The organism is Saccharicrinis aurantiacus (assembly GCF_001660705.2).
Lineage (GTDB): Bacteria > Bacteroidota > Bacteroidia > Bacteroidales > Marinilabiliaceae > Saccharicrinis > Saccharicrinis aurantiacus.
On the sequence record NZ_LYBV02000037.1, the window covers coordinates 1 to 8,309 of the forward strand.

Genomic DNA, 8,309 nt, shown 5'->3' on the forward strand with positions numbered 1-8,309 from the left:
GCAATAATTAAAACAGACAGAAACACAATAACAATGAAGAAACACTTAGTATTATCATTTTTAATATTAATATCAAGCTTGTCTTTTGGACAAACAGGGTTATCAAAAGACGATAAAATAGAGGATTTTGAATATCTATTTCAAATCTTAAAACAAAATTATCCTTTTTTTGAAGCAGAAAAGAGAATGAATGGTTTTAGCTGGTTAGACAAGAAGAAGGAATATAAAGAAAGGTTGACTAAAACAGAAAATGATAGCCTCTATTATTTGGAATTTAAAAGTATAATGGAAGAAATGGAAAGTGGGCATACAGATTTTCTTCCAACCGCTTATAAAGATTACTTTTTGAAAGGGTATAAAAAAATGGATTCCGTTCGGTACAAAGCATGGATTTCTGAACTAGAAAAAGCAGGAGATAAACCAATTTATTGGACAAAATTAATTGAGAATAAAGTCGGAAAGAAAAAGTCTTCTAATAAGGAAATTGGGAGTAAAATAAACTACACGGATTCAATAATTGATAATCAAATAGCTTTAATGAATATCAAGTTGTTTGATTTTAATGCTATAGATACTGATTCCTTAAAAATAGATTCGCTTTTAAATGAAATAATGGATAAGAATATTTCTAAGTTAATCATTAATATTCAAGGGAATGGCGGAGGTTCTATGAAATATTGGCAGAAGAACATTGTTTCAAGACTAACACAAGACACAATAATAAATTACACATATCCTACAATAAGAAAAGGTAAATTGAATCAGTCTTTTTACCCAGACTTTTTTGAAAGTGCAGAAATATTAACCAAGGATTATGATGAGCGTTTTGTAAAAATTCCAGCTGAGGCATTAGCAAATGAATACTACATAAAAACATGGAAACATAAGATTTTACCAATTAATCCTGTGGGATTTTCAGGTGAAATTTATCTATTGGTTGATGAAGATGTGTTTTCATCCTCTGAAGCATTTGCGCAATTCTGTAAAACAAGTGGTTGGGCAAAAGTGGTTGGAGAAAGAACAGGAGGAGATGGTATTGGAGCAGACCCAGGTATTGTAATGTTACCGAAAAGTGGACTTTTATTAAGGTATCCTGTGATTGGAGGTTTAAATTATGATGGTAGCTATAATTATGAAGAAAAGACTGTTCCTGATTTGGTTATTGAAGCTGAAACGACAAAAGAAAGACTAGAAAAACTAATAATACTAATAAGAGATAATCAATAACTATTGCCAACAATAAATATACGTAATGCGGGGCGATTTGGTAAATTTGAACTTTAACACATTTAATAAACAGCGTAGCGGTTTGATAGTGAAGTGTCTTGAAATCCCGCACTACGCATATTCGAGCCGTTATGCGCAAGTCAAGCCGACAACCCCATAAAAAATAGACAATCCCATAATGATATTATATTCACAAAGAACAGTAATAAAACCAATTGAAGAATCAGACATATCAGATATTATAAAAATGTATTCAGAGCCTGATGCATTCAAATATGTGAAGCCCTTTCAATATAAATCAGTTGAATTCTTCAGGGACTTCTTGCACCAAAAAATTACAGCGAATAAAAAAGAAGTTCAATTTTGGACTGTAAAAACATTAACCGAGAATGTATTTATTGGGACAGCAAACCTTAATAAACTTGCTGACTCTGATATAATCCAAATTGGGTGTCACTTAAGCAGAAAATTCTGGAATCAAGGTTTTGCGAGCGAATTATTAGAAAAAGTACTTAATTACGGTACTAATATCTTGAAGTTAAATGAAATTTATGGGGTGTTTGAAAACGAAAATATTGCATCTAAGAAGTTACTTGAAAAGCTTGATTTTGTAGATTTCGAAGAAAAGGAAATCTTACAGACAAAGGTTAATGTTTTTAGATACAAGACAGAACAAACGAACTAATTAAAAGAAAATGAATAAAACCAGCGCATAACAAAAAATAAAGGGCATAGGCTGTCAGATTAGAAATTTGTGAGGTTTGCTCATTAAATAAGTTCGCCGAAACTTTTGTTTCGGTTCGTAAAATGATAAATTTATAACCAAAACAAAAGCTTCGGCTTGGTAGGATTTTGGAAGTTTGGTTTTTCTAAATCAGCCTACGACCCCTTATTCGAGCCGTTGTTGTTTTTAAATAATGATTGCACAATCTAATATGTAATTAATTACGAAGCTTTGGTGTTGGGTTATGGACATACAAATTACTATACAAAAAGCTAAAGAAAACCCCTATAATATACTAGAAAAAGTGTTAACAACTTTTATTGGTTTCTATTGAATACAATCAAATTTTGGCTGATTTTAAAACTGTAAGACAAGAAATTAGTTTGTGACTATCAGTATGAAATAGAAATCTATCATTCTTATCTTGTTTTCCTAAGAAAAATATGTACCCATTAACAGAGGCCTTATTTTTCATAGCTTCCAGCTTTGTTGTTTTCAATTCTCGTAAAACTAATGCTCTCTGTCGGCTGCTTAAGGAGTTAATGTTTATTCGAAGCTTACAAGGTTTTGTTTGTTTACCATCTTCCCATTCACCAGCAGTAAGTCTTATACTTATATGCTCTTCTGTTATTTCCGGAGAAGTCCAATATATTTTGCTAAAAAATATATGATTGGTAGAGTATAAAACACCACCCCAAATATTTTTAAAAATACTATTGTAAGTAGTTTGTTCTGAACTTACATAAGGAACTGTTAATCCAACATGTCTGTCATTTGGAAAACAAACATAATGCCTGACGATATTTTTAATGGTTGATACTGTTCGGTGGTGATTTGTTTTTCCGGAACCGTATTCATTCGATTTTTTTTTGGAGCGATTAGCTCTAGGTACATCTGTATCGTTATTAATTGCTTCTTGATTGTTTTTATTTTCAAAAATCAACTTGCTAGGATATGGAAAAGGAAAACCATCTTTATTTGAAATAGATTTTGATTGAGCCGTTTTAATCAACGATGAATTTTCACTATAAGCACAATCAATTTTATGGGGTTTAAGGTATCTAAAATATGGTCGCTTTTTATTTGTTCTAAGGTATGATGCAGGTGCAAGTGGAACGTAACAATCTGGGCAGGAGTAAATATCCTTTTCAACCACTTCTAATTCCCATAATTCTTCACTGGCTACTAGCCTTTTTATTACTGTATTATATGCAATATCCATAACGGTTTAGTTAGATTGTTTCTTCATAAAATCCATAAAGATGGAAATATCATTCATTAGAACATCCTTGTCAATTTTTCGGAAGTCCTTATAGCATTTATAATGTTGAGAATTGTTGCACTTTTTCAGCGATAATCCACTTCCGCAATAACACCTGTTGTGCAACCGCAGCTTTGTTCCTTCAATTCTTCCAGCCATTAATTTGGCAATAAGGTAATCGTTATTTGATTGAAGTATATCCCTATAACCTTCAATAACTCCACTCTTATCATGAGCATACTCATCAGTTTTGTATTTACCATTAATTTCAAAATATGAGTTATTCTGAAAATATGGTATAACTATTTCTTTTATGAATAGATGTAGTGAGGTTATTTTAGTTTTAAGTAAAATTTGAGCCTTTGCCTGAGTGGAAAGGCAACAAGATTTAGTATCTGAATAAATATGCCTCGATACCTTTGGAGGTATACGCTCACCTGTTTCAAATACTCTCGGAAAATGTTTCGGGTAAGGTTTAATATGTATTGAAACATCATAAGAATCATCTTCTGTAATAAATAGTTCTCCATCAATCGTGTTGTTATTAATACAATAGGATAATCCTGAATAATGTCTCAATACTTCTTCAATTTGCTTTCTAATATCCATAAGGCTTTGGTGTAATGGCTGCTGCCCCAAGGCTTTTTCCAAGGTTGTTACTTTTCTCTTCTTCGTCCTTATCTGCACCTAACGGAAATCTTTCTCCAAATTGATTGTTCCTTAGAATCTCAGAAGCCTTTTTAAAGTTCTTCTCATCTTTAGCTCTATCCAAATCATTCAGCAAACTTTTTAGTGTAGAAAGGAAGTTATCTTTTCTTGTTGTTGAATAACTTGAAAATACATCTTCATTCTTTGGTGTTGTAGGACGTAGGCACTTAAAACCATTAGCTTTATTGAGCTCTATATCTATGTTACGAATAGTTTCTCTAAGTGCCTTGTCGTCACTATCATCTTCAACATAGTTGTTGGCTGCTAAGATGGTCAATTCAAAACCACTAGGTAATTTTAAATTTGTATTTTTTAGCTCTCTGAAGTTCTTCCAGCTCTTTAAATACCTTACCAGTCTTTCAAGTTGTCCGTTTTTAAGGTCGTTAAACCACTCATAAAATTCCTTTGGGTCACTTTCAATCCAACTCTTAGCCTTGTGAGCCAATTCAATAACCTCATTCAGTTTATAATAAATAGGTAAATCTAAGTGATGCCCATCACTATAAATAACTCGGATGCAAGTTGTTTTCTTAATTGGTTTTTGAGCTGTATGGTCTTCTACTGATTTGTATACCCAATTATGCCATGTTTCAATGGTTTGCTTATTATCTTCATCATCATTTTCAATGAAATAAACACCAAAATCTAAGTCGTATTTTAACAATGTATTATTGTTATCTTTCTCAGGAATGGGATTTACTCCAGTATTCATTTCAAATGAACCTTGTCCATGAAATTTTGGCTGTAGCTCATCTGGTTTGTTTTCCTTAAACCATTTTCTGATTTTCTTTTTAATGTCTTCCCTACTTTTTTTAAGTGACTCTTTGCGAGAGGAAGTAAGCTTTATCTCCTTATTATATTTTGTAAATTCTTTGTGCAAAACTGTCATAACTAATTCTTATTAAAATTCGTGATTTAGGTCATTACTAACCCATGTTAATTTTTGATAATCACCTCTGGTTTGCGGGTTTCTGTTGGTATAGTAATACCCTGATAACTCCTTAGAATTACCTTTTCTGATAAACTTCAAGACATCTGTTCCAAAATGTGAATGAAATCCAATTTGTGCATTCCCCTCGTTTAAATAGCTATATGATAATTGAAAATGATGTCCATCCTCAGTAGGTTCAACAAACAATCCTTTGTTATAAGAGGGAGATGACTTAGTTCCATCTTCGCAAAAAGTAAATGAAGCAATCGAGATTCTGCTTCCATTCTGGCTTATAACCTTTACATGTTTTCTTTCGCCATATTGAGACTTACCTTGTTCATTAATGTACTGGAACCGTAGTATCCCCTCATATCTTCCTGAGAAATCATCAACCCAAAACAACCATTTGAAAGGCTTTATTTTCCATAGGTATTTTGAAATCAATACAAGTAACATAGAAACAGTTCCTGAGATTGCTATTGATAGCTCCCAGTGATTTTTAGCTAAATACAAGGAAATAACTAATGCCCCAATTACTGTAATCAAAATGCTTGGCTTGAAATAATTAAAAAAATTGTTCTTCATAAATTTACTTTTTCTCCTTTCTAACTCCTTTAAATGGTTTATCACTTGATGTTTTTACATCCATAAACTTTCCTGACTCAGCATCTCGCTTTGTCCATAGACCTGTTTTAGGGTTTTTTACTTGTGAGCGTTGTTTAACCGCTCCCTTTCGACTTCCGTCTTTCGGTGGATTTGTTGCCATATGTTTACTTTTATTGCTATTTTTAACTATTCTTTACCCTTATACCAAAAGCGTGACTCACGCTTTTGGTAGTTATTAAACAAGAGACTATTTTGGAAGTTATTGAGGAAATAAAAACAGCAAGTAGCTTGGATTTACTTGAATATATTGGTTGGAAAGATGAATACCCTAAAGAAGCAGAGGCTGCTTTTGGTGTTTTCTGTCTTAGATATGACCAAGCTGCATTTAAATCTGCGGAGATATATTGTTATAAGAGAAATCTTTCCGAAACCGTGGCGTTAGATATTGTTAATTGTGCATTTGCTCGTGTATGGAAATACCCGACATATAACCATGAAAAATCAAAATCAAAAACAATTGATAATGGAATTAAGAGGTGGTTAAGTAGAATTGTATTTACACAACTGGCCAATTATACGAATAAAGGGACATGTCATGAACCCAATAAAGAAACCGACTTATCTCTAATTTACACTCTTGATGACTTTGTTGAAAAGTCAACCGATGATGATATAACCAGAAAAGAACTTAAAGAGCAATTAAGTGTTCTAAATGATATTCTTGATAGGTTGGGCGAGAAACATAGAATAATTTATTTGACTTATAAATTGTACACTCACGAAGGAAACAATATTCCAAGACCTGTAAGTAAAAAGCTACAAGAAGAATTGAGCCTAACTACTGGTTCTATTAGAAAATATAAAGAACAAGCAAACATGCAAGTCGATAATTTTTTAAATCAAAACTATGGCAACTAAGAAAAATAACAAAAACATTAAGGCTGATAGGTTTGATGAATTATTAGCTATTGCTGGGTATACTTACCCAAGAAATGATGAAGAGTTAGAACAGTTTGAAGCATTATATGAAGATTATAATTTCAAATTAAAAGGAGTTAGGATTAACTCTGATGAAATTATTAGGGGTTCGTTTGAGAAAAAAGGTAAGGTGATTAATATTCAAAGTGTAGAAGAGAAGCAGGATATTAGTGAAATACAGATAGCCGCAAGAAAAGGAAACGAGGGGATTTCTCAATCAATTCTTGTTAAAATGAAGAGCAAGCATAAAAATGGAGATAAATAATCGTAAACGAAAACAAATTAAAGATTTGGCTGAATTTCTTGCTCTTGAGCATAAAGAAGATATTACCCCATTAAATTTAATTGCAGAATTGGAAGAGCTTCCTATCTTTTATGATGATTATGAAAATGCATTTGATGGAACATTAGTATATGATAAAGGGTTTTACATTCATCTTAATACTACACTTGGTAATGCGCCAGACAAAGTAAGAGGTCGCTTTACTTTAGCTCATGAACTAGGCCATTACTTTATAGATAGTCATAGGGTTGCGTTGAAAGCGGGACTAATTAAACCTCACCCATCAAGGTATAATAAGAACAAGTATCAAATAATTGAGCGTGAAGCAGATTATTTTGCTTCGTGTATTTTAATGCCAGAAAAACGATTTAGAAAAGATTGTGAACGATATCGAAAATTCGACTATCAAATCATTGAGTATTTGTCAAAGCAATATTTTGTGAGTATTACTGCATGTGCAATTCGTTTTGCTGACATTGGAACACACCCTATTATGGTTGTTTATATGGAAGATAACCGTATTGAATGGAAATGGCAAAGTAAAGATTTTCGTTTTTGGAAATTAGCCGATGGTAAGGATAAAGTTCCAAAGGATAGCCTTGCGGGTAAGTATTTTAACTTTGGTACAGGTGTGAAAAGAACTGAAGAGTTGTGGGGTGTTGATTGGTTTGATGGCATTAATGGTGAGAATTTGAATTTCAAAGTCTTTGAACATGTAATTCCGTTTAAAAATAAAGCTTTAAGCATAGTTTGGTATTAAGAATAGTTGGGAGGGATTATTTTTAAACACCAAACTTAATTGCCCCAATCCGTCTCAGCCACCCCTTTAAGAACTTATGATTTTGTCCTCTCTGAGCAATTGTATTATAGTAATGAATACGAGCAGATTTAATTGCATTAAACAGTGATTCTGAACAACAAGTATTAATTGCTTTAACAGTATTCTTACCAATTATTCCATCTAATTTAAGTTCACAATCGAAGAAGCGGTTCAATACCTTTTGAACACCACAGCTTCCCCAATAGCCACTGTTCACACACCAATCAAATATAATCTCCTGTAAAGAGCCTTGTAATATCGCATCAATACTGTATTTCTTATAAAATGTATGGTAATAAAAATCCTTTACCATACATTCCAATTCAGGGATATCAATGTGCTTATTCCAAGGTATTTTGCCATAGGTCTCTTTATAAGTATCAATAAATTCCCAACCTTTCCAATCTGGGTGTAAATTTCGTGCAACACCCATATAGGTTTCACCACCACGGTCGCCTTCTACATTTGCATAATATCCTTCGTGTTTGATAACTCCATCAAAGAGCTCCTTAAATGTTTTTATATGTTTCATGGTCGTTTAGATTTCAGTTTTACATCATTTACTCCACTTATCGATCCTCCAAAAAGGAAGTCGATTATCGTGCTTAGTTTGGTGGATATTCCACCGTTGATACTGCTTATAAAAGCTATTTGCCAGTCTTGTAATTCAATGGTTTGAAAAACAAAATAGTTAAGCATAACGAACGTCAGACTACACCATGCAACCAAGAAGAAGATTGCAAAGGTCTTTTGTAACCAGTTGTCTTTGGC

12 protein-coding genes are annotated in these 8,309 nt (G+C 32.6%); 5 read left to right on the forward strand and 7 right to left on the reverse strand.

Features of this window, described 5'->3' with window-relative positions:
- Both A8B35_RS19580 and A8B35_RS19585 read left to right on the forward strand, forming a co-directional pair.
- Positions 1 to 1,227 (forward strand): S41 family peptidase (locus tag A8B35_RS19580; RefSeq protein ID WP_075603782.1); only part of this gene is annotated, 1,227 nt, incomplete at its 5' end.
- A 178-nt stretch (positions 1,228 to 1,405) separates the two neighbouring features.
- Positions 1,406 to 1,912, forward strand: coding sequence for a GNAT family N-acetyltransferase (locus A8B35_RS19585; RefSeq protein WP_075603783.1), 507 nt, complete (start codon positions 1,406 to 1,408; stop codon positions 1,910 to 1,912).
- A gap of 379 nt (positions 1,913 to 2,291) precedes the next feature.
- Here the strand turns inward: A8B35_RS19585 and A8B35_RS19590 are convergent, their stop codons facing one another.
- The 5 genes from A8B35_RS19590 to A8B35_RS23415 are packed head-to-tail and all read right to left on the reverse strand — an operon-like array spanning position 2,292 to position 5,617.
- Positions 2,292 to 3,173 (reverse strand): hypothetical protein, encoded by an 882-nt coding sequence (locus A8B35_RS19590; protein WP_075603784.1) that lies wholly within the window; start codon positions 3,171 to 3,173, stop codon positions 2,292 to 2,294.
- A gap of 6 nt (positions 3,174 to 3,179) precedes the next feature.
- Entirely contained in the window at positions 3,180 to 3,821 is a 642-nt protein-coding gene (locus A8B35_RS19595) for a hypothetical protein (RefSeq protein ID WP_075603785.1), read from the reverse strand.
- Positions 3,811 to 4,809, reverse strand: a complete 999-nt coding sequence (locus tag A8B35_RS19600) for a cyclic GMP-AMP synthase DncV-like nucleotidyltransferase (protein ID WP_075603786.1) — start codon at positions 4,807 to 4,809, stop codon at positions 3,811 to 3,813. Before A8B35_RS19600 ends, A8B35_RS19595 begins: the two co-directional genes overlap by 11 nt.
- Before the next feature lie 12 nt (positions 4,810 to 4,821).
- The gene (locus tag A8B35_RS19605) at positions 4,822 to 5,436 is read right to left on the reverse strand and encodes a Cap15 family cyclic dinucleotide receptor domain-containing protein (RefSeq protein WP_075603787.1); all 615 of its coding nucleotides are present in this window, start codon (positions 5,434 to 5,436) and stop codon (positions 4,822 to 4,824) included.
- Between the two features lie 4 nt (positions 5,437 to 5,440).
- Positions 5,441 to 5,617 carry a hypothetical protein gene (locus A8B35_RS23415; RefSeq protein ID WP_171973240.1) on the reverse strand — a complete coding sequence of 59 codons (177 nt, stop codon included), beginning with the start codon at positions 5,615 to 5,617 and terminating at the stop codon, positions 5,441 to 5,443.
- Between the two features lie 92 nt (positions 5,618 to 5,709).
- On the opposite strand from A8B35_RS23415, the gene A8B35_RS19610 reads away from it, so the two are divergent.
- From A8B35_RS19610 to A8B35_RS19620, 3 genes are read left to right on the forward strand one after another with little or no spacing between them, the layout of a single operon-like run.
- Positions 5,710 to 6,375, forward strand: a complete 666-nt coding sequence (locus A8B35_RS19610; protein WP_222844190.1) for an RNA polymerase sigma factor — start codon at positions 5,710 to 5,712, stop codon at positions 6,373 to 6,375.
- Positions 6,365 to 6,700 (forward strand): hypothetical protein, encoded by a 336-nt coding sequence (locus A8B35_RS19615; protein ID WP_075603788.1) that lies wholly within the window; start codon positions 6,365 to 6,367, stop codon positions 6,698 to 6,700. Before A8B35_RS19610 ends, A8B35_RS19615 begins: the two co-directional genes overlap by 11 nt.
- A complete protein-coding gene (locus A8B35_RS19620; RefSeq protein WP_075603789.1) occupies positions 6,687 to 7,478 on the forward strand; it encodes an ImmA/IrrE family metallo-endopeptidase in 792 nt (263 codons plus the stop codon). Before A8B35_RS19615 ends, A8B35_RS19620 begins: the two co-directional genes overlap by 14 nt.
- A gap of 22 nt (positions 7,479 to 7,500) precedes the next feature.
- Here A8B35_RS19620 and A8B35_RS19625 read toward each other — a convergent pair whose 3' ends face one another.
- Entirely contained in the window at positions 7,501 to 8,070 is a 570-nt protein-coding gene (locus A8B35_RS19625; RefSeq protein WP_075603790.1) for a glycoside hydrolase family 108 protein, read from the reverse strand.
- Positions 8,067 to 8,309, reverse strand: a 243-nt coding sequence (locus A8B35_RS23620) for a hypothetical protein (RefSeq protein WP_222844191.1), incomplete at its 5' end; no start/stop codon positions are given. The genes A8B35_RS23620 and A8B35_RS19625, both read right to left, overlap by 4 nt.

Excerpts from the sequence above, each read along its gene's own strand:
- A8B35_RS19625 (WP_075603790.1), bottom strand. The coding sequence starts at position 8,070 with ATGAAACATATAAAAACATTTAAGGAGCTCTTTGATGGAGTTATCAAA.
- A8B35_RS23415 (WP_171973240.1), bottom strand. The coding sequence starts at position 5,617 with ATGGCAACAAATCCACCGAAAGACGGAAGTCGAAAGGGAGCGGTTAAA.
- A8B35_RS19600 (WP_075603786.1), bottom strand. The coding sequence starts at position 4,809 with ATGACAGTTTTGCACAAAGAATTTACAAAATATAATAAGGAGATAAAG.
- A8B35_RS19615 (WP_075603788.1), top strand. The coding sequence starts at position 6,365 with ATGGCAACTAAGAAAAATAACAAAAACATTAAGGCTGATAGGTTTGAT.
- A8B35_RS19595 (WP_075603785.1), bottom strand. The coding sequence starts at position 3,821 with ATGGATATTAGAAAGCAAATTGAAGAAGTATTGAGACATTATTCAGGA.
- A8B35_RS19585 (WP_075603783.1), top strand. The coding sequence starts at position 1,406 with ATGATATTATATTCACAAAGAACAGTAATAAAACCAATTGAAGAATCA.
- A8B35_RS19605 (WP_075603787.1), bottom strand. The coding sequence starts at position 5,436 with ATGAAGAACAATTTTTTTAATTATTTCAAGCCAAGCATTTTGATTACA.
- A8B35_RS19590 (WP_075603784.1), bottom strand. The coding sequence starts at position 3,173 with ATGGATATTGCATATAATACAGTAATAAAAAGGCTAGTAGCCAGTGAA.
- A8B35_RS19620 (WP_075603789.1), top strand. The coding sequence starts at position 6,687 with ATGGAGATAAATAATCGTAAACGAAAACAAATTAAAGATTTGGCTGAA.